Origin of the sequence: Gordonia liuliyuniae, from assembly GCF_021738805.1 — a bacterium.
GTDB lineage: Bacteria > Actinomycetota > Actinomycetes > Mycobacteriales > Mycobacteriaceae > Gordonia > Gordonia liuliyuniae.
In genome coordinates this window covers 66,674-86,358 of record NZ_JAKKOR010000011.1, presented here as the reverse complement: position 1 = coordinate 86,358, position 19,685 = coordinate 66,674, and the positions used below count along the sequence as shown (strand labels likewise).

21 protein-coding genes are annotated in these 19,685 nt (G+C 67.4%); 2 read left to right on the top strand and 19 right to left on the bottom strand.

Annotated features, from left to right (window positions below):
- Window positions 1–13: 13 nt before the first annotated feature.
- The 5 genes from hemB to L5G33_RS14400 all read right to left on the bottom strand — a co-directional run bounded on the left by hemB (window position 14) and on the right by L5G33_RS14400 (window position 5,529).
- Complete coding sequence (gene hemB, locus L5G33_RS14420; RefSeq protein WP_236998889.1) at window positions 14–1,009, bottom strand: porphobilinogen synthase; 996 nt, start codon at window positions 1,007–1,009, stop codon at window positions 14–16.
- Window positions 1,010–1,022: 13 nt separating this feature from the next.
- Window positions 1,023–2,642: a bifunctional uroporphyrinogen-III C-methyltransferase/uroporphyrinogen-III synthase gene (locus L5G33_RS14415; RefSeq protein WP_236998888.1), complete on the bottom strand. Its 1,620-nt coding sequence runs from the start codon at window positions 2,640–2,642 to the stop codon at window positions 1,023–1,025.
- Between the two features lie 115 nt (window positions 2,643–2,757).
- Window positions 2,758–3,708, bottom strand: a complete 951-nt coding sequence (hemC, locus tag L5G33_RS14410; RefSeq protein WP_236998887.1) for a hydroxymethylbilane synthase — start codon at window positions 3,706–3,708, stop codon at window positions 2,758–2,760.
- A 55-nt stretch (window positions 3,709–3,763) separates the two neighbouring features.
- Window positions 3,764–5,122, bottom strand: a complete 1,359-nt coding sequence (locus L5G33_RS14405) for a glutamyl-tRNA reductase (protein WP_236998886.1) — start codon at window positions 5,120–5,122, stop codon at window positions 3,764–3,766.
- 146 nt (window positions 5,123–5,268) lie between these two features.
- Complete coding sequence (locus L5G33_RS14400; RefSeq protein WP_236998885.1) at window positions 5,269–5,529, bottom strand: glutaredoxin family protein; 261 nt, start codon at window positions 5,527–5,529, stop codon at window positions 5,269–5,271.
- A 119-nt stretch (window positions 5,530–5,648) separates the two neighbouring features.
- Between L5G33_RS14400 and L5G33_RS14395 the strand changes: the two genes are divergently transcribed.
- The gene (locus L5G33_RS14395) at window positions 5,649–6,800 is read left to right on the top strand and encodes an HAD family hydrolase (protein ID WP_236998884.1); all 1,152 of its coding nucleotides are present in this window, start codon (window positions 5,649–5,651) and stop codon (window positions 6,798–6,800) included.
- Between the two features lie 71 nt (window positions 6,801–6,871).
- Here L5G33_RS14395 and L5G33_RS14390 read toward each other — a convergent pair whose 3' ends face one another.
- From L5G33_RS14390 to L5G33_RS14350, 9 genes are all read right to left on the bottom strand, one after another.
- Window positions 6,872–7,969: a lysophospholipid acyltransferase family protein gene (locus tag L5G33_RS14390; protein ID WP_236998883.1), complete on the bottom strand. Its 1,098-nt coding sequence runs from the start codon at window positions 7,967–7,969 to the stop codon at window positions 6,872–6,874.
- A 42-nt stretch (window positions 7,970–8,011) separates the two neighbouring features.
- On the bottom strand, window positions 8,012–9,076 hold the full coding sequence (locus L5G33_RS14385; protein WP_236998882.1) for an NAD-dependent epimerase/dehydratase family protein: 1,065 nt from the start codon (window positions 9,074–9,076) through the stop codon (window positions 8,012–8,014).
- A 105-nt stretch (window positions 9,077–9,181) separates the two neighbouring features.
- Entirely contained in the window at window positions 9,182–9,283 is a 102-nt protein-coding gene (locus L5G33_RS14380) for a 30S ribosomal protein bS22 (protein WP_003402602.1), read from the bottom strand.
- A gap of 258 nt (window positions 9,284–9,541) precedes the next feature.
- Window positions 9,542–9,784 (bottom strand): helix-turn-helix domain-containing protein, encoded by a 243-nt coding sequence (locus L5G33_RS14375; RefSeq protein WP_008377474.1) that lies wholly within the window; start codon window positions 9,782–9,784, stop codon window positions 9,542–9,544.
- 185 nt (window positions 9,785–9,969) lie between these two features.
- The gene (gene proC / locus L5G33_RS14370) at window positions 9,970–10,845 is read right to left on the bottom strand and encodes a pyrroline-5-carboxylate reductase (protein ID WP_236998881.1); all 876 of its coding nucleotides are present in this window, start codon (window positions 10,843–10,845) and stop codon (window positions 9,970–9,972) included.
- 4 nt (window positions 10,846–10,849) lie between these two features.
- Window positions 10,850–11,725, bottom strand: coding sequence for a thioesterase family protein (locus L5G33_RS14365; RefSeq protein WP_236998880.1), 876 nt, complete (start codon window positions 11,723–11,725; stop codon window positions 10,850–10,852).
- A gap of 1 nt (window position 11,726) precedes the next feature.
- Complete coding sequence (locus L5G33_RS14360) at window positions 11,727–12,596, bottom strand: sugar phosphate isomerase/epimerase family protein (RefSeq protein ID WP_236998879.1); 870 nt, start codon at window positions 12,594–12,596, stop codon at window positions 11,727–11,729.
- A gap of 10 nt (window positions 12,597–12,606) precedes the next feature.
- Window positions 12,607–13,701: an Rv0497 family membrane protein gene (locus L5G33_RS14355; RefSeq protein ID WP_236998878.1), complete on the bottom strand. Its 1,095-nt coding sequence runs from the start codon at window positions 13,699–13,701 to the stop codon at window positions 12,607–12,609.
- Window positions 13,702–13,742: 41 nt separating this feature from the next.
- Window positions 13,743–14,708, bottom strand: a complete 966-nt coding sequence (locus tag L5G33_RS14350; RefSeq protein WP_236998877.1) for a Ppx/GppA family phosphatase — start codon at window positions 14,706–14,708, stop codon at window positions 13,743–13,745.
- An 88-nt stretch (window positions 14,709–14,796) separates the two neighbouring features.
- On the opposite strand from L5G33_RS14350, the gene L5G33_RS14345 reads away from it, so the two are divergent.
- The gene (locus L5G33_RS14345; RefSeq protein ID WP_236998876.1) at window positions 14,797–15,642 is read left to right on the top strand and encodes a DUF3109 family protein; all 846 of its coding nucleotides are present in this window, start codon (window positions 14,797–14,799) and stop codon (window positions 15,640–15,642) included.
- 7 nt (window positions 15,643–15,649) lie between these two features.
- Here the strand turns inward: L5G33_RS14345 and L5G33_RS14340 are convergent, their stop codons facing one another.
- The 5 genes from L5G33_RS14340 to L5G33_RS14320 all read right to left on the bottom strand — a co-directional run bounded on the left by L5G33_RS14340 (window position 15,650) and on the right by L5G33_RS14320 (window position 19,602).
- Window positions 15,650–16,339: a winged helix-turn-helix domain-containing protein gene (locus tag L5G33_RS14340; protein ID WP_236998875.1), complete on the bottom strand. Its 690-nt coding sequence runs from the start codon at window positions 16,337–16,339 to the stop codon at window positions 15,650–15,652.
- Window positions 16,336–17,514 carry a sensor histidine kinase gene (locus tag L5G33_RS14335; protein ID WP_236998874.1) on the bottom strand — a complete coding sequence of 393 codons (1,179 nt, stop codon included), beginning with the start codon at window positions 17,512–17,514 and terminating at the stop codon, window positions 16,336–16,338. Before L5G33_RS14335 ends, L5G33_RS14340 begins: the two co-directional genes overlap by 4 nt.
- 127 nt (window positions 17,515–17,641) lie before the next feature.
- A complete protein-coding gene (locus L5G33_RS14330) occupies window positions 17,642–17,947 on the bottom strand; it encodes a GNAT family N-acetyltransferase (protein WP_236998873.1) in 306 nt (101 codons plus the stop codon).
- A gap of 98 nt (window positions 17,948–18,045) precedes the next feature.
- On the bottom strand, window positions 18,046–18,792 hold the full coding sequence (locus L5G33_RS14325) for a phosphoglyceromutase (RefSeq protein WP_236998872.1): 747 nt from the start codon (window positions 18,790–18,792) through the stop codon (window positions 18,046–18,048).
- Between the two features lie 21 nt (window positions 18,793–18,813).
- On the bottom strand, window positions 18,814–19,602 hold the full coding sequence (locus L5G33_RS14320) for an enoyl-CoA hydratase (protein ID WP_236998871.1): 789 nt from the start codon (window positions 19,600–19,602) through the stop codon (window positions 18,814–18,816).
- Between the last annotated feature and the right edge of the window lie 83 nt (window positions 19,603–19,685).

The following is a 19,685-nucleotide window of genomic DNA, read 5'->3' as shown; positions in this document are numbered from 1 at the left end:
CAGGGTAGTGGGTCTACCCAAGAAGACGCTCAGACAGGCGTCGTGCCACGTCGACCGCCGCATATGTCAGGATGATCGACGCTCCGGCGCGGGCGATCGACAGGACCGCCTCGTCGAACGCGGCGTCCGCGTCGATCCATCCGTTGGCTCCGGCTCCCGCGATCATCGAGTACTCGCCGCTGATCTGGTAGGCGACCACGGGCGCGTCCGTACGGTCGGCGACGTCTCGGACGATGTCCAGATAGCTCATCGCCGGTTTGACCATCACCATGTCGGCGCCCTCGTCGAGGTCGGCCAACAGTTCGCGTGCGGACTCGAGTCGGTTGGCCGTGTCCTGCTGGTAGGTTCGCCGATCCCCTTGCAGCGACGACCCGACGGCTTCCCGGAACGGGCCGTAGAACGCCGACGCGTACTTGGCGGTATAGGCGAGGATCGACACATCGGTGAATCCGGCGTCGTCGAGGGCTGCGCGGATCGCACCGACCTGACCGTCCATCATCCCGCTCGGCGACACGACGTGTGCGCCTGCGCGCGCCTGCGCGAGCGCCATCGACTCGTAGCGCGGCAGCGTGGCATCGTTGTCGACCCGTCCCTGACCGTCGAGGACACCGCAGTGCCCGTGATCGGTGAACTCGTCGAGGCAGGTGTCGGCCATGAGGACGGTCGAATCGCCGAGATCGTCGCGAAGCAGGCGCAGTGCCCGATTGAGCACGCCGTCCGGATCGTCCGCCCCGGATCCGACCGCGTCCTTGCCCGCGTCCTTCGGGACGCCGAACAGCATCAGCCCACCGACTCCCGCCGCGACCGCTTCGCGGGCCGCGACGACGAGGGACTCGGCCGTGTGCTGCACGACGCCCGGCATGGACGTGATCGGGCGCGGACTGTCGATGCCGTCGGCGACGAACATCGGCAGCACCAGCTGGGCCGGGTGCAGTCGGGTCTCGGCGACGAGCCGACGCATCGCGGGCGTCGTCCGGAGACGACGCAGTCGGGTGAACGGTGCACTCATGCCGACCTCCCTGTCACGAACGCGAACGACGGGACTTCTTGCGCGGCGGGGGCAGGGCGCCCTCGGCCCGCAGCTGCGCCGCGTGGGCGGCGAGCACGTCCACCAGCTCCGGGACAGATGCGTTCTCCGGCTGCACGTCGACGCGCAGGCCGAACTCGACCGCCGTCTCCGCGGTCTTCGGTCCGATGCAGGCGACGATGGTGCGGGCGTGCGGCTTGCCCGCGATGCCGACGAGGTTGCGGACCGTCGAGCTGGAGGTGAAGCAGACCGCGTCGAAGCCACCGGTCTTGATCATCTCGCGGGTCTCGATGGGCGGCGGCGCGGCGCGCACCGTGCGGTAGGCGGTCACGTCGTCGATCTCCCAGCCGCGCTCACGAAGGCCTTCGGAGAGCGTCTCGGTCGCGATGTCGGCGCGCGGCAGCAGGATGCGATCCACCGGGTCGAAGACCTCGTCGTACGGCGGGAACTCGTCGAGCAGTCCGAGTGAGCTCTGTTCGCCGGTCGGCAGCAGTTCGGGGTTGACGCCGAACGAGCGGACCTTGGCCGCGGTGGCTTCGCCGACGCAGGCGATCTTGACGCCGGAGAACGCGCGGGCGTCGAGCCCGAACTCCTCGAACTTCTCCCAGACGGCGCGGACCGCGTTCGTCGAGGTGAACACGACCCACTGGTACCGGCCGTCGACGAGCCCCTTCACCGCGCGCTCCATCTGCGCGGGGCTGCGCGGCGGTTCGACGGCGATGGTCGGGACTTCGCGCGGGATCGCACCGTGCGATTCGAGCCGTTCGCTCATGTCAGCGGCCTGGTCCTTGGTGCGTGGCACCAGAATGGTCCAGCCGTACAGTGCGCGCGACTCCCACCACGAGAACTTGTTCCGCGAGGTGACTACCTTGCCGATCGTCAGGATCAGCGGCCCGGTCAGCGCACTGCCGAGGTCGTTGACCGTGGCGAGCGTCGCCTCAATGGTGCGCTGCGCACACGTCGTCCCGTTCACGGTGATCGCGACGGGGGTCTGCGGCGCCAGCCCGTGCTCGGTGAGCGCGCTCGACAGTTCCGCGAGGTGTCCGGCGGTCGCGTTCAACACGAGGGGGCCGGGCGCGGCAGCCAGTGCCGCCCAGTCGACGTCCCCGCGGACGTCGGCCACTGTGTGACCCGATCCGATGGGCATGCCGGCGAAGCTCGGGACGACTGCGTCCGCGGGGATCCCCGGGAGCACCTCGAACGACACCGAGGTGCGCGCGACGGCGCTCATCTCGGCGAGCACTGCGTCGGCGCTCATCGGGTCGCCTGCGACGACCCGCACCACGTTGACGCCCGTCTTGGCTTCGGCCACGAGCGTCTTCGCGACCTGTGCGGGTTCGCCGAGTGCGGGACGGATGACCTCGGGGGTCTCCTGCTCGTCGGCTTCGGCTGCTGCCTCGGCGGCCTTGCGGCCTGCGCGCGTCGGAACGGGTTCGGCCTTGGCGTGGGCCGAACCGATCAACGCCACGACACCGGACGGGACGTCCGGGTCGACGAAGGCCGATGTGGCGTTGACCAGAATGTTCTGCGCTCGCACAGTGAGCAGATCGGGGTTTCCCGGACCCGACCCGACGAACAGGATCCGGCCGGGTTTAGCATTCTTCGTACGGCTCATGCGTTCGCACTCTCCTGCCCCCGCCCAGGGGGCTGCAGTCCGTTCGGTGCTCCGCTCGTTGCCGTGAGCACCGACTTGTCCTCTTGCCGGAGTGCGTCGCCGCGCGAACGGTGCCCTACGCTTTGGGCACGTATTCGGCTGCGCCGAGCTCCAGCAGTTCGGCGGCGAGATCCTTGCCGAGTTGTGCGGCCCGCTCCACCGGACCCACCGCCGAAGCGCGGATCACGTCAGATCCGTCCTCGGCCGCCACCCCCGCGCGAAGCGAGAGTTCGGCGAAGATGCGTCCGTCGGAGTCGATCGACTCGACCACCTCGGCGATCGCACCGACGGGGGCCGTGCATCCGGCCTCGAGGGCCGCGAGCACCGCACGCTCGGCGTCGACCGCTGCGCGGGTGGACGGATCGTCCAACTCGGCGAGTATTCTCACCAGTTCGGCATCGTCAGAGAGACACTCGACGGCCAGGGCCCCCTGTGCCGGAGCGGGAAGCATGACCACGGGGTCAAGCGCTTCGGATACCTCATCGGCTCGACCGATGCGCACCAGTCCGGCTCGGGCGACCACTACCGCGTCCAGTTCCCCGTTCGCGACTCTGCCCAACCGAGAATCAAGGTTGCCTCGTAGGGGGCGAATTTCCAAACCGAGACCCTGTGCTCTAAGCTGTGCGGCCCGTCGCGGCGACGAGGTGCCGATCGTCGAGCCTGACGGAAGCTCTCCGAGGACCATGCCACCCCTGCTGACCAGGGCATCTCTGGGGTCGACGCGCTCGGGCACGGCTGCCATCGCCAGGTCGGGTTCGGGCGCGGTCGGCAGATCCTTGTATGAGTGGATCGCGACGTCGCACTCGCCGTCACGCAGTGCCAATCGGATCGCGGTGGTGAAGACGCCGACGCCGATCTGTGCGACCGGAGCCGTCGACGTGTCGCCCGCAGTGGTGATGATCACGAGTTCTGCGGGATGCCCGTTGGCGATCAGCCGGTCGGCGATCTGCTGCGCCTGTGTGGTCGCGAGCTTCGACCCTCGGGTGCCGATACGGATGGGGCGGTCGCTGGAAGCAGCAGTGGGCACGGTAGCCGTCCTGTCGTGTCGGTTGTGATGTCAGCGCAAGTAGCGCTGGAGTTGTTCAGTGCGAGTCGCGCTCGCCGGTCACCGGTATACCCGCTTCGGATGCCGAAACCGATTCCGTTGCGCCGGGCTTGAGTTCGAAGAGCTCACGGAGAGCCTCGGCGTAGTGGTCACCGCGGCCGGTCGACGCGAGCTGTTTGACGCGCACGGTCGGCGCGTGCAGGAGTTTGTCGGCGACGCGGCGCACCGTCTTGGCCACTTCGTCGCGTTGCATCTCATCGAGGTCCGGCAGACGGGACTGGAGCCGGAGGATCTCGCCTTCGACGACGTCTGCGGCCTGCTGGCGCAGGGCCGCCACGGTCGGTGTCACCGCGGCCTGACGCTGCGCGGCCAGGTAGTCGGCGAGTTCTCCCGCGACGATCGAGCGGGCGGCCACCGCGTCGTCCTGTGCGGCCTTGGTCTCCCGGTCACCGCGGAGGCCTTCGATGTCGACGACGTACACACCGGGCAGTTGGACCACAGCGGGGTCGACGTCGCGCGGGATGCCGAGGTCGCAGATCATGAGCGGCGCCGGGTTGGTTCGCTGCTTGAGCGCCGAGTGGACGGTCGCCACGTCGACCACCGCGCTGACCGATCCGGTACACGTCACGACGACGTCGGCGTCGGCCATCACATCAGCGAGATCGTCGACGTCGGTGCCCGTCGCGGCGACGCCGTACCGTTCAGCGACGGTGGCGGCCACTTCGACGGCCCGTTCCGACGTCCGGTTGACGACGGCGATCTGTTCGACGCCGTCGCCTGCGAGCTGGCTGGTCGACAAGGATCCCATGGCGCCCGCGCCGAAGACGACGGCGCGCCGCATCGGGCCGTGGTCCTCGGACACGTTCCGCAGAGTCGTAGCCCGGTGCAGCGCGACGGAAACGACCGACGCCCCAGCCCGGTCGATACCGGTCTCGTGGTGCACGCGCTTGCCGACGCGCAACGCCTGCTGCGCCAGTTCGTGCAGGGTGCGACCGGCCGACTTGTTCTGGTCCGCTTCGGTGTACGCGGAGCGGATCTGTCCGAGGATCTGCTGTTCGCCGACGACCATCGAGTCGAGGCCCGCGGCGACGGTGAACAGGTGCTCGACGGCGGCTTCGGAGTAGCGGACGTACGCGTGGCCGGTGAGTTCGGTGACGGTCATGCCGGTGTGGTCGCCGAACACGTCGCCGACCGCTTCCAACGCAGGGTGGAATGCTTCGACGACCGCGTACACCTCGACCCGGTTACAGGTGGAGACGAGCATCGCCTCGGACACCGCGGGAGACTGGACGAGCGCTTCGACGAGCTTGGGCCGGTCGGTCTCGGAGACGGTGAGTCGTTCGAGGACCGACACCGGGGCGCTCCGATGGGACACTCCGAACAACAAGACACTCACTGCATCGCCCGTTTCCCGCCCACCGAGCCGACAGCGCCCCTGCGGCGCCACCGTGATGGGCACATGTGTATCCAGGCTAGATCACCCGATGCCGGGAATGCACCCCAACCCGTCGGTGAGACGGCCTACACCGGGCGCCCCGGCGCTCAGCGGCGGCCGTCGAGATCGGCGCGCAGGCGAGGCTCGTCGACTTCCCAGTAGCTGTGCTCGTCGCCGTCGAGCACGATCACGGGGACGCGGTCGCCGTACTCGGCGCGAAGGGACGGGTCGCCCGCCTCTGCGGCTGCGTCGACGTCGACGACCGACGGTTCGATGCCGTAGTCGGCGAGGACGGTGCGCAACTGATGTTCGGCGGCGGCGCACGCATGGCATCCCGCGCGCGTCATGAGTTCCACGGTGGCTTTCATAGTCGACGATTGTGCCAGCGGACTCACTGTCGCCGCTGGAGGGAGCCGTTCGGCGTACGCCGCGATAGGCTGATTGCAATGCATGATTGAGTTCGCTCGCAACGAATGGGAGGTGGCCGATGAGCCGCGATTCGATCGACCCAGATCACGAGATCACCTCTGACGGCGACGATATGCTTCTGCACGGTGACGAGGCCGAACTCTACGAGGCGGCCGAACTCGAAGCCGAGCAGTTCGACGTGGATCCCACGGTGGATCCGGACGGCGACGACGTCCAGCACGACCGGGACGGGGCGCGACTGGTCGGCCCCGACGAATGGGCCGGGCCGACCAACGAGGACGAGTTCCATCGGATGACGGCCTGGCTCAACCGGCGGGCGGGAAAGTTCCGGCAGACCGCCGAGGAACTGCGTCAGACGCTGGCCGGTGAGGCGTCGGCGCGCGCCGCCATCGAATCGCTCGGCAGCCGGATACCCGTCGACGGGCAGGGCCAGGTCCGAGATCTGACCGCTGCCGCGTTCTTCGACGTGGACAACACGCTGGTGCACGGAGCGTCGATCGTGTTGTTCGCGCGCGGGCTGGCGCAACGCAAGTACTTCTCGTACGGCGACATCGCCAACGTGGCCTGGCAGCAGGTCAAGTTCCGGATCACCGGCAGGGAGAACATGGACGACGTCGCGCAAGGGCGCGACAAGGCGCTCTCGTTCATCGCAGGCCGCGAGACGTCCGAACTGGTGCACCTCGGCGAGGACATCTACGACGAGTTCATCGCCGACAAGATCTGGCCCGCGACGGCCGCGCTCGCGCAGCGCCACCTCGACGCCGGACAGCAGGTCTGGCTGGTGACCGCCACCCCGGTGGAACTGGCGCAGACTATCGCCAAACGTCTCGGGTTGACCGGTGCGTTGGGCACCGTCGCGGAGAGCGTCGACGGTCGGTTCACCGGACGTCTCGTCGGCGACATCCTGCACGGGGCTGGCAAGGCGCACGCCGTCCGGTCGATCGCGGTTCGTGAAGGCCTCGATCTGAAACGCTGCACGGCGTATTCGGACTCGCACAACGACGTCCCGATGCTGTCGTTGGTCGGAAACGCCGTCGCGATCAACCCGGACGCGGATCTGCGCGACGTCGCGCGCGTCCGAGGCTGGGAGCAGTACGACTTCCGCACCGCCCGCAAGGCGGCCAAGTACGGAGTCCGGTCGGCGATGGTCCTCGGCGCGGCGGGCGGCGCGGCGGCCGCAGCCACCCGGGTGCTGCGCAAGCGCGACTAACAGACCACCCACACCCCGTAGACCACCCAGCTCAAGTAGACGACCCAGCTCAGGAGCCCAGCTCAGCTGACTCAGCCCAGGTAGACGCTTCCGCGGCGGCTCAGCATGCGGAACAACGTCTGCTGGATCTCTTCGCGGACGTGGTCGGTCACGTCGAAGACGACCATCGGATCGTCCGCGGCCTGCTCGTCGTAACCTTCGGTGACGATGGGCTTGCCGAAGTGGATGTGCCACTTGGACGGCAGCGGGATCGCGCCGAGCGGGCCGAGCCACGGAAACAGCGGCGTCACGGGAAAGTACGGGAGGCCGAGAGTTCTCGCCAGCGGTTTGAGGTCGGCGATCATCGGATAGATCTCTTCGGAACCGACGATCGACACCGGCACGATCGGGGCCTGCGTGCGAATCGCGGTCGTCACGAAACCGCCGCGTCCGAACCGCTGCAGCTTGTAGCGATCCTTGTACAGTTTGCCGATGCCTTTGTAGCCTTCGGGCCACACGGCGGTCAGTTCGCCTCGACGCAGCAACGCCTCGGCATCGCTGTTGCATGCGAGCGTCGCACCGACCTTGCGGGCGAGGTCGCTGACGACGGGAGTCGCGAACGCCATGTCGGCGGCCAGGATCCGCAGGTACCGCTCGTTCGGATGGTTGTCGCGCACCGCGAGGGACGTGATCACGGCGTCCACCGGAATCGATCCCGCGTGGTTGGCGACGAGCAGGGCGCCGCCGGTCGCCGGCAGGTTCTCCACGCCGGTCACTTCGACGCGGAACCAGTTCTCGTAGATCGGCCGCAGAGCGGGGAACCACACCGATTCCGCGAAGTGCGGGTCGAAGCCGAAGTCGTCGACGGTGTACTCGCCGGTCATGCGTTCGCGGATGAAGCCGGAGGTCGCGATCAGCGAGTCAGCGACAGCACTCCGGATTCCGCCGAGACTGAACAGGGGAGAATTCGCAACGGATCCGACGGAGGAGGGCTCCGGCTCGTCCTGCACGTCGATTCCGTGGTGGATCGGGGTGACCGGTGCGCTCGGACGACCAAATCCGTCGGTGTTCGGGTGCCCGAGCGGGCCGGACCCACCGACTCGGGCCCCACCGACTCTTGGGTCGGTGTAGAGGGCGATCACCTTGGCGGTTCGTTCGTCGCTGGGCTCACCTGCCGCTGCCACAGTCATCCCCCTCTCGTATGGCTTCCATCGTACGTGCACTGGGCGGGGTCACTGCAGCGCGGTCGCGGCCACCAATGCCCGAGCCTCCAGGTCGCGCCAGGTGTCCGCGGAGATCAGCGGGGACGTCTTGCCCCTCGTGACGAAGTCGTCGAGTGTCTGCGACGTCGTGTACTTCGGTTCGAATGCGAACTCGGTGCGCATGCGGGTGTTGTCCAGGACCCGACCGTAGATCAGATACCCCGTGTGGCCTGCGCGCATCGCGGGCAGCGCGCCGTCGCGCAGCACCCCGATGATGGGTTGGATCATGCTCGCCGCGACCGGCAGTCGGACGTGGCCCGCCCGACTCACCGCCTGCGCCAGACTGACGACACCGTCACCCGCGATGTTGAAGGTTCCGGGTCGACGGTTGAGCGTCGCGTGCTCGACTGCCGCCAACGCGTCTTCCTCGTGCAGGAACTGCAGGCGCGGCGAGAATCCGAAAGCGGCGGGCACCACTGGCATCGACAGATACGACCCAATCCGCGTCTTGATTCGGGGCCCGAGCATCGACTGGTAGCGCAGGATCGTCACATCGATGTCCTGCCGTCGCCGAGCCAGGCCGCGGACGTAACCTTCCACGTCGATGAGGTCCCGACCGTAGCCGCTCTTGGGCTCCTTGCGGGCAGGGGCGCCTTCGGCGAACATCGCGGGGTCGCTCCCACTCGCCCCGTAGACCATGCCGGTGGACCGCAGAATGAGTCGTTTCACCGACGGACTGCGCTGGCAGGCGGCACACACCTGCATCGACCCGACCACGTTGAGTTCCTTGATGGCCGCGGAGTGCTCAGCGCCGTCCATGATCGACGGCGCCGCGTGCACGACGGTGTCGACGTCGTACGTCGCGATGGCCTTCGCGATCGCCGGGCGGCGGATGTCCAGGCGGAGGAACTCGGCGCGCCCCATCCGACGCATCAGATCCTTGCTCGGGATCCGGGAGTCGACGGCGACGACGCGTTCGATCGCTGGATTGGCGGCGAGCCTCGCCACCAGGTAGCCGCCGAGGAACGACGACGCGCCGGTCACCAGGACCGACCGCGGCGTGATCGGCTCGTCGGCGTCAGAGTCTCGCACCATGGGACCAGGTTAAGGGTCTCGGCTCCACGCGACCAGCGGGAGGGGGCTCAACCAGCCGAAGAGACGGGAAACAAAGAACCCGCCCGGTGAGGGGCGGGTCTTCGATCACTTACCGAGTTTACGACGCTGCACTCGTGTGCGGCGGAGAAGCTTGCGGTGCTTCTTCTTCGACATGCGCTTGCGGCGCTTCTTGATAACGGAACCCATGGGGCTCTCCCTCACGATCGATGCGGATGAACTTGCCGCCGGCGTGAACCGGCAATGCTTGTCGGGGCCGTCGCCGACTCAAGCAATCCTCGCGGATACCGGGGCGACAGCGACCTGGTGTTCGATCCTACCGCTCCGGTGAACACGACACGAAATCGGGCGGTACAGCCGCCGTCACGCCGCGTCGCCCGGACGCGCATGAACCGCCTGCCGCACACGGCGGCAGGCGGTGGTTCTCATGCTCTACCCGTACTCGACCTAGCCTGCGTCGAAGTACGAGGTCTCCAGATACTCGTGAACAGCCTTCGCGTGCACGCGGAACGAACGTCCGACGCGAACCGCGGGCAGCTCACCATTGTGGACGAGTCGGTACACGGTCATCTTCGAGACCCGCATCAGGGACGCGACCTCTGCGACAGTGAGGAACTGCGACGCAGACGATGCGTTCGCAACTCCACGGTCGGCGAAGTCGTTCCGTTCTCCCGGCTTTTCTGCAGCCATGAATTTATAACCTCCGGTGCACGCATCGCGGCCACCGGCTTCCCCTCCGGCGGACATCAGACACGTACGTGCTGCGAGCAGCTTAGCGTGGCAGATGTGATTAGTGCGACGTGAGTGGCTCAAAAAGAGTCGATTCCGCCGACACGAGCCGCGGTCAGCGAGCATCACCGCTGGCAGTGGCGTTACTATCCGCCGACACCGGATTCCGGCGTGAACGGCGACGCGGGCCGCGAACCCTCAATCTCGGGTCGACGTGCCATGCGTGCGCTGGCTTCGGCGCAAGCCGCCGTCGCCTCGTTGACCGCGTGTCGGAGGCCGTACCGCTCGAACTCGCGCAACGCCGCGGCGGTCGTCCCACCCGGCGAGGTGACGGCCGCCCGCAGGTCGACCGAGGTGAGTCCCGACTCGGCGAGCAACACCCCCGACCCCTTGACCGTCTGGACGGCCAGTTCGGCCGCCTGCGCACGCGTCAGACCGAGCGCGACACCCGCGTCGATCATCGCCTCGACCATCAAAAAGAAGTAGGCGGGGCCCGATCCCGAGATCGCGGTGACCGCGTCGAGCGACTTCTCCGGCACCACCATCACTTTGCCGACCGTTTCGAGGAGTCGCACCGCGAGCGCGACCTGATCGTCGTTGGCGTACCGCCCCGGGCTGACCGCGGACATCGCCTCGTTGACGAGCATCGGGGTGTTCGGCATGACACGGACGACCGGGGATCCAGCCGGCAGCGACGCCTCATAACGACTCGTCGGGACTCCTGCGGCCAGGCTGACGGTGATCCGCTCCTCGTCGCCGTTGTCGTCGGCCTTCCCCAGCGATTGGAGAACGGTGTCGACGACGTCGGGCTTGACCGCGACGAACACGACTCGCGCGCCGTCGACTGCATCGGTGACGTCGTCGGTGACGCGGACCCCGTAATCGTCGACCAGTTCGGCGGACCGCTCCGCAGAGCGTTCGACGACGACCAGATCGCGCACCGGTTTGCCCGCGTTGATCAATCCGGCCAGGAGCGCCTCGCCGATCTTGCCTCCACCGACGATTGCTACCCGCTCGGTCATGTGATCACTTGCCTTTCGTTGATTGGGGGATGAGGGCTAGCTGTCGCGAGTGCGCGACGACCGCTCCGGTGGAGTCGAGCACCAGATGGTCCTCGTTGAACATGCCCTTGCCGACTTCCTGCGTCGTGGCCTCGAATCGCAGCCAGCCGGGCGCCGGCCTGCGTCGCACGTACGTCGTCAGCTGCACGGTCGGCGCCCAGCCGAACATGCCGAGATTCATCAGGACGGGCGGTGAGATGTCGCACACGAGCACAGGGAAGTCGAGATCCATGCCGTCGGGCTGGTCGGCAACGTCCTTGGGCCGAACCCATCCGCGTATCACCGGCTCACTCTGCGCGCCGCGCGCGGCGGCGAACGTCGCGCCGTCGAGCACCAGGTCCAGGGCCGGGCCGAGGTGCATGATCTGACCGATCGGCGTCTCGTCGATGCCCAGGCCGGCGTCGTCCGGTTCGACGGGCAGCGGATCGATCATGCCAGGCAGCCGGTACGTCGGGGCACCGGAGTCCACTCGACCGAGTGTCACCGTCGACGACACCATGACGCGTCCGCCCTGGATCACGTCGACGCGCGCGAGGTTCACTGTGCGGCCGCGTTTGACGATCGACACGGCGACGTCGACCTCGGCGGGATCGGGCGCGGCCAGATAGTCCGAGGAGACGGCGATCGCGGTGACGTCGGCGAGCGCGGGCACGTCATCGGGAGCGGCGAGGTCGGCCAGTGCCGTGCGGGCCGCTTTCGCGGCCAGCATCTGGGTACTGCCACCGTGCACCTTGGGGCCGATCGTGAACGTCGGGTCGATCGTCGCCCGGTAGACGAGGTCGTACCCGGTCCCGGCCTGCTCGATTCGCCTCACGGCGAGCAGTCCACCGAGTCGTGTCATCTCATTCCTCCGAGTGGTCGCGCCGCAGATGGGTGCGCGCGAACTCCAGCGAACGCGCGAGCATCGCGGCGCGTTCGTTCTTACTTCTCGCCGACGTGGTGTGGACTTCGAGCACTACGGCGCCGTCGAAGTCACTGGCTGCGAGCGAGTTGCACACCTCAACGCACGGTTGGCTGCCGTCGCCGGGGATCAAGTGCTCGTCGTGGGCGGCTCCGGTTCCGTCGGTCAGGTGCAGATGCTTGAGGCCGGTCCCCATGCGGGAGGCCATCGCAAGCGCGTCGTGCCCCGCCGTCGCGACATGCGACAGGTCGAGCGTGTAGTTGTCGTAGCCGGTGGCCGTCGGGTCGATCGGCTTGCCGAACGCCGATGCGCTGGCGCCTGGTCCGCCGCCGCGGCGCGCCATCCGCCGCGATGCGGTGTCACCGCCACCGAACAGTCGATCGGCCCGCATCGGGAACATATTCTCCACCGCGACCGACACGTCGGACGACTGCTCAAGCCGCGCGACCAGGTCGTCGAATGCGACGACGTAGTCGCGCTGCCACCGGAACGGCGGGTGCACGACCACCGTCGACGCGCCGAGGTCTTCGGCGGCCTGTACCGAGCGCACGAGTTTGGCCTTCGGGTCACGCCCCCAGACCCGCTGCGAGATCAGCAGGCACGGTGCGTGCACAGACAGCACTGGCACCTGGTACTCCTGGGACAGCCGGGCGACGGTGGCGATGTCCTGGCTGACCGGGTCACCCCACACCATCAGTTCGATGCCGTCGAATCCGAGGTCGGCGGCGTATCCGAACGCCGCCTCGGTGCTCTGCGGGTAGACGGAGGCCGTCGACAGGCCGACCGGGATCGGGAACCGCAATCGGGTCAAGGTGCGCGCTCTACGGTTGCGCCGCGAGGAGGACGAGCGGCCCGATGGTCACGACCATCCCGACGCCGAGCGCCAGCAGGGTGGTCGGCAGATCACGCTTGCGCAACACGTGGGCGAAGGTGACAACCGCGAAGATCACCACGACCGCAAGGACCAGCGCCAAATACACGTAGCTCTTCCACAGTTCGGTGAAGCCCCAGAACAGACCGGCGCCCACCGCGAGACCGAGGACCAGCTCGCCTGCGAACGCCAGCCAGCCGAGCACCGGCGACGGCTCTGCTTCGTCCGCCGCACGGGTCTCCTCGTCAGCGGTCGCAGCGCTCGTATCGGTATCGGCGGCGTCTGAAGTCGCAACAGCGGCTTTCGCATCCTCCGCTTTGCGCCCGGCCGTCTTGCGCCCGGCCGTCTTGCGCTCCGCCTTCCGTTCGGCCCTCGCGGCCCGGCGCGCGGCCCAGCCGGTCGGTTCCGGTTCGTCGTCGTCGGATTCGATGTCCGCATCGAGATCGAGGTCTGCGTCGGAGTCCGGGTCAGTTCGGGTGTCGGGCTCGGGCCCGCCGTCGGAGTCGGTGAGAGCAGCCGTCTCGGAAACCCCGGCTTGCGACGTGTTCGTGCCGGAGACAACGGGGATCGATGCGGTCTGTTCGAACGGTGACGGCCCGTCGTCGGTCCGCACCTGCATCGTCGACGTCGTGTCCGCTGCGACCGAGCGGTACTCCATCGGGGGCAGATCGTCGTCGATGAAGTCGTCGTCGCGGACCGCGCGCAGAGTTCCGGTGTCGGCGTCCGGATCGTCGGAGACCACCGGGATGATTCCGGTGACCGCGTTCGCCTCGGGCTCGGGCTCGGGATCGGTCGTCGGAGAGTAGCTCGGCATGCCGCTGGCGCCCACGACGCGCGGCGGCCGAGTCGCGTCCGCGTCGGCCTGCTTCGCGGTCCGGTACGCAGGCATCCCCGAGGAGGTGGTCGTATTCGCCTGCTCGTCGTCGCGGCCCGCGCGTCGGACCGACATCGACTCCGAGCGCGGAAACGCTTCGTCGTTCTCAGAGCGTGCGATCAGCTCGGATACCGTGATCGGCTTCGACTCCGGTTCGGATTCGTCCGCCATGTGGTGGCCCCGTTCCTGCATGTCTGGGTGGTGGTGGTCTGTCAGTCCGCGGTCTGGATCGGATTGGTCGTCATTGTGCCTGCGGGCTCGGCATCGAGGCGGCGCAGAATGACTCCTTCCCGTAGTGCCCACGGACAGATATCGAGTGTATCGACTCCCAGTGAACGCATCGCGGCCTCGGCGACCAATGCGCCCGCGACGATCTGCGGAGCACGGTCCGCGCTGACTCCTTCGAGTTCGGCTCGGTCGGCCGTCGTCATCCTCGAGATGAAGGCGGTGAGTTGCCGCAGCCCGCTCACCGTCAAGGTGCGTTTGACGCGAGGGCCTGCCCCGGACGGGGCCGCACCCGTCAACCGCGCGAGCGACCGGAACGTCTTCGACGATCCGACCGCTAGATCGGGTTTGCCGACCGCGCGCAGGTCGCGCGCTGGCTGCTTCAGCTCGGCGTCGAGCCAGTCGCGGAGCATGGAGACTCGACGGCGGCTCGGCGGGTCGTCCTGCAGCCATTCACGCGTCAGCCTGCCCGCACCGAGCGGTAGCGACAGCGCGACCTCGGGTTCTTCGTCGACGCCGTTCGACATCTCCAGGCTGCCGCCGCCGATATCGAGAGCGAGAATGCGGCCTGCGCTCCACCCGTACCAGCGTCGGACGGCGAGCGAGGTGAGCCGCGCTTCATCGGTGCCGTGGAGCACTTCGATCTCCAGGCCGGAGGCGTCCTTCACGCTGCGGAGCACGTCGTCGCAGTTGGTGGCGTCACGGACCGCGGACGTCGCAAACGCCATGATCTGCTCGCACCCGGACGAGTTCGCGATCCGGGTGAACTCTTCGGTTGTCGAAACCAGCGCTTGCGCACCGGAATCGCGCATCCGTCCCGCGTCGTCGATCTCCTCGGCCAGCCGCAGCACGGCTTTGGTCGAACTCATCGGAGTGGGATGGCCACCCCGATGCGCGTCGACAACGAGCAAATGCACGGTGTTGCTGCCCACGTCGAGCACTCCAAGTCGCACCGGTTCAAACTACTCGGCGATACACGTCGATGCGAGTCACGACGCGATTCACGACTACGGTGGACCCGCAGTGTCGAGAGGATTTCCCGTGTCACCAGAGCAGCCGCAACCGTCCCCCGCGCGCGAAGTCGACCTCGATTTCGCGCGGGAATGGTACGAGTTCGTCGACCCCGCCGACCCCGAGCATCTGGTGAGCGCCGACCTCACCTGGCTGCTGTCCCGGTGGACATGCGTGTTCGGCACCCCGGCGTGTCGTGGCATCATCGCGGACCGTCCGACCGACGGGTGTTGCACCCACGGTGCGTACCTGACCGACGACGACGATCGTGACCGTCTTGCCGCGGGGGTCGTCATGCTGACACCCGACGACTGGCAGTTCCATGACGAGGGGGCAGGCGACGATCCGCTCGGGCCGGGCGGATATCTGGAGGAGAACGAGGACATCGACGGCGAACCCGCGTTGAAGACCCGACTGCACGACGGCGCGTGCATCTTCTTGAACAGGCCGGGTTTTGCCGCCGGACAGGGCTGTTCGCTGCATTCGATGGCGTTGCGCAAGGGCCTCGAACCGCTGACGGTAAAACCCGACGTGTGCTGGCAGCTACCGATGCGTCGCGAACAGGACTGGGTGACCCGCCCCGACGGAACCGAGGTCCTGAAGACCACTCTCACCGAGTTCGATCGGCGAGGGTGGGGCGAGGGCGGGCACGACCTCGACTGGTACTGCTCGGGGTCGCCGGACGCGCACATCGGCGCGACCCAGGTGTACGAGTCGTACCGCCCGGAGCTCATCGAACTGATCGGCGCGCAGGCCTACGCCGTGCTCGCCGACGCGTGTCGTCGCCGCGACGGCCTCGGCCTGATCGCCGTCCATCCGGCGACGGCCGCCGCCACCTCCCGCCGCGAGACCGATCTGAAGTACGAACAGATGTAGGTGCGCGCTACGCCTCGAACTTGTACCCGAGCCCTCGGACGGTCACCAAGTGTCGCGGCTGCGACGAGTCCGGCTCGACCTTGGACCGCAGACGTTTGACGTGGACGTCGAGTGTCTTGGTGTCGCCGACGTAGTCGGCGCCCCACACGCGGTCGATCAGCTGGCTGCGGGTCAGGACGCGGCCGGAGTTCCGCAGCAGGTACTCGAGGAGGTCGAATTCCTTGAGCGGAAGCGTCAGTTCGGCGCCGCCGACGCTCACCGTGTGCCGTTGCACGTCCATGCGGACCGGCCCTACTTCGATGACGCCGATCGCGGCGTCCTCGTCGTCGGCGACGACACCGCCGCGGCGCATCACCGCCCGGATCCGCGCGATCAGTTCACGAGCCGAGTACGGCTTGGTCACGTAGTCGTCGGCGCCCAGTTCGAGCCCGACCACCTTGTCGATCTCGCTGTCGCGCGCGGTCACCATGATGACCGGCGTCGTCGACTTGGCGCGGATGGACTTGCAGATGTCTGTTCCGGACACTCCGGGGAGCATCAGGTCGAGCAAGACGATGTCCGGGTTGATGCGATCGAATGCGGGCAGTGCCTGCGTTCCGTCATTGACGATGCTCGCCTCGAAACCCTCCTTGCGGAGCAGGAAGGCCAACGGGTCGGCCAGCGATTCTTCGTCTTCGACGATCAGTACATGCGTCAACGCGACTGTTCCTCTGAGTAGGCCGGGGTTTCATCGATAGGTATGTAGAGGCTGAACGTGGAGCCGGTCCCCGGCTTGCTCCACAGCCCGATGTGTCCGCCGTGGCTGGCTGCCACATGCTTGACGATTGCCAGGCCGAGACCGGTGCCGCCGGTGGCACGTGACCTCGCCTTGTCGACTCGGTAGAACCGTTCGAACACTCGTTGCTGGTCTGCGGGCGCGATGCCGATGCCCCGGTCGGTGACCGCGATGCACGCCATCGGACAGTCGTCGATGATGACCTCCTTGCGGCTGACCGACACGACGTCGCCCGTCGGCGAGTGGTTGATCGCATTGACGAGCAGGTTGCTCAGTGCGGTGAGGAGCAGCGTGCGGTCCCCTTGCACGGTCAGCGCGCTCGGCTGGTCCACGACGAGTTCGATCTCCGCGACCTCGGCGGAGACACCTGCTCCCGCGAGCGCGTCGTCGACGAGTGCGTCGACGTCGACGGGTACGAGGTCGGCGACGCTGCCGTCCTGCAGCTTGGATAGTCCGATGAGCTCGTTGACGAGCGACCCCATTCGAGTCGCCTCTTTGAGGACTCTTCGCCCGAAGTGCTCCACCGCGCTCGGATCGTCACGCGATTCGAGCATCGCTTCGGCCATCAGGCTGATCGCACCGAGCGGCGTCTTCAGTTCGTGGGAGACGTTGGCGGCGAAGTCGCGACGGGTCGCCTCGACGCGCTGGTTGGTGGAGTCGTCGTCGCCGTACACGAGTACGAAGCGTTCGCCGTTGACCTCGGCGAGGCTCGCCACGCACCGGACGGTGTCGACCGGGCGCGGCACCGCGCGACCCGCGGAGACGAAACCGAGGGTCGAGTGCGGCGGCGAGAAGTCGAAGCGGCGGTCGGCTCCGGTCGACATGACTTCGGCGACGCCTTCGGCGATCGCGTCCGCGAGGACGCCGCGCACCATGCCGAGTTCGGTGGCCCGGTCGTTGAACATCACGACGGTGTGGAATTCGTCGACCATCACGATCCCGGTCTCCGCTTTCGCCACCATCATCGTGAGCAGATGGGTGCGGGACACGTCGGTGGCGTCGATCGGGTCCAGGTGCCCGGCATCGACTCGCGCCGGACCGAACCGCCCATTCGCCGCGGCACCGTCGATCAGGCGACCCCCGCTGGTTTCGGACACACCCGGAATCTTACGGTCACCGCCTGGAGTTCGCAGCTTGGGCAGCCAGTCTTCGCCGTCCATTCACGCCGGAGCAATGCTGGTTACACGCAAATGAACTCCCGATGATCGGCGCTCGCCGCGCCGGTCACGACGCGACGAGGTCCGAATACTCCGGATGCTTCTCCAGGTAACTGGCGACGTACGTGCAGACCGGGACGACGCTTCGCCCGTTCGCCCGGATATCGTCGAGGACTTGCTTGACCAGCTCGGCCGCGAATCCCCTTCCGCCCCAACGGTCGTATATGACGGTGTGCGTGAGGGCGAGATGGTCACCGTCGGTCGTGTAGTCGATGTACCCGACCTCGACCGGACCCGAATCATCGTCTGCGAGGTCAGCGCGGTAGCGCTCACGCTCGGCCAGATGTGTCACCGAAATCGTCGCGTCTGCCATGCCTTCCAATGTAGCCGAGGTCACAGGGGAACGCACCGATTGGCCCGAGTGGAGGACGCACCCAGGAAAGCGCTCAGGGCGCGAACTGGCGAGTGTCGCTACTTCTTCTCGCCCTGCGCGGCGACGGCCGCGACGCCTGCCGCGGCGGCGTCCGGATCGAGGTAGACGCCGCCGGGCGTGATCGGACGCAGATCGTCGTCGAGGTCGTATCGCAGCGGGTTGCCGGTCGGGATGTTCAGCCCGGCGATGTCCTCGTCGGAGATCCCGTCCAGGTGCTTGACCAGGGCGCGCAGCGAGTTACCGTGCGCGGCGATCAGCACGGTCTTACCGGCCCGGAGGTCGGCTTCGATCGTCTCCGTGTAGTACGGGATGAACCGCTTGACGACGTCGAGCAGGCATTCGGTGAGAGGCACGTCGATGCCGTCGTATCGAGGATCCCCGACCTGGCTGTATTCGGCGTCGGCCTCGATCGCGGGCGGAGGCGTGTCGTAACTGCGGCGCCACAGCATGAATTGCTCGTCGCCGTACTTTGCCTTGGTCTCGGCCTTGTTCAGGCCCTGAAGTGCACCGTAGTGACGTTCGTTGAGTCGCCAGTCGCGCACCACCGGGATCCAGTGGCGGTCTGCGGTGTCGAGTGCGATCTGTGCAGTGATGATCGCGCGACGCAACAGCGACGTGTAAAGGACGTCGGGAAGCAGATCGTGCTCGGTGAGGAGTTCGCCAGCGCGGACCGCTTCGGCGCGGCCCTTCTCGGTCAGCGCGACGTCCACCCAGCCGGTGAACTGGTTGGACGCGTTCCATTCGCTCTCGCCGTGACGCATCAAGATCAGGGTGCCGTTGCTCATGTACGTCAGTTTCCCATATCGCTAACGGCGCACCTGGTCGCGCCCGCGGTCGATGACCGAGGAGCGGCGGTCCGCCACGACCGACGGGTCAAAGGTCTTCTTCCATTCGTCGCTCGTCTCCTGTTCGACGACGAGCGCCGGGTCGAGGAGATGCCTCTCGGCCCGCCGATACGACGCCAGGAGGGTGCGCACGCCCGATCGATCGTTGCCCGCGATGGTCGAGGCGACGTCCAGTGCCCGGTCCAACAGCGTGTCGTGCGCGACGACCTCGGTGACGAGCCCGACTCGCAGCGCCGTCTGCGCGTCGACGAAATCACCCGACAGACTCATCCGCAGCGCGAACGCACGGCCGACGAGAGCCGGGAGCCGTGCGGTCATCCCCCAACTCGGAGCCAGCCCGAAGCGAGCGTGGGTATCGGCAAACCTCGCCTTCTCGGACGCGATCAGGAAGTCGCAGCCCAGCGCGAGTTCGAGACCGCCGGTGACGGCCGCACCGTTGATCGCACCGATCACCGGTTTGCTTAGCGGTTTCCACCGGTGCCCCGGCGGGATGTCCGGGTCGGGAACCGCCATCAAGTTCTCGCCGGTGCCGCCAAGTTCGGCCAGGTCCAGGCCCGCGCAGAACGCGGGATCGGTCCCGGTGAGGATGACGGCGTCGACACCGTCATCCTTCCCCGCAGCCACCTGCGCCCGCTGAATCTCTCCGATCAGCCCACTGGTCAGCGAATTCCGTGCGTCCGGCCGATTGAGCCGGAGGACCAGGACGCGCCCGTGCCGCTCCTGAACGAGTGTCACGTCGTCTGCCGTCATCGTCGTCTCCTCATCACGTGCAGTGCTGCGCTAAACGACTACCACGTTCAGCGACTACCCGCGTTCAACGACTACCCGCTGAC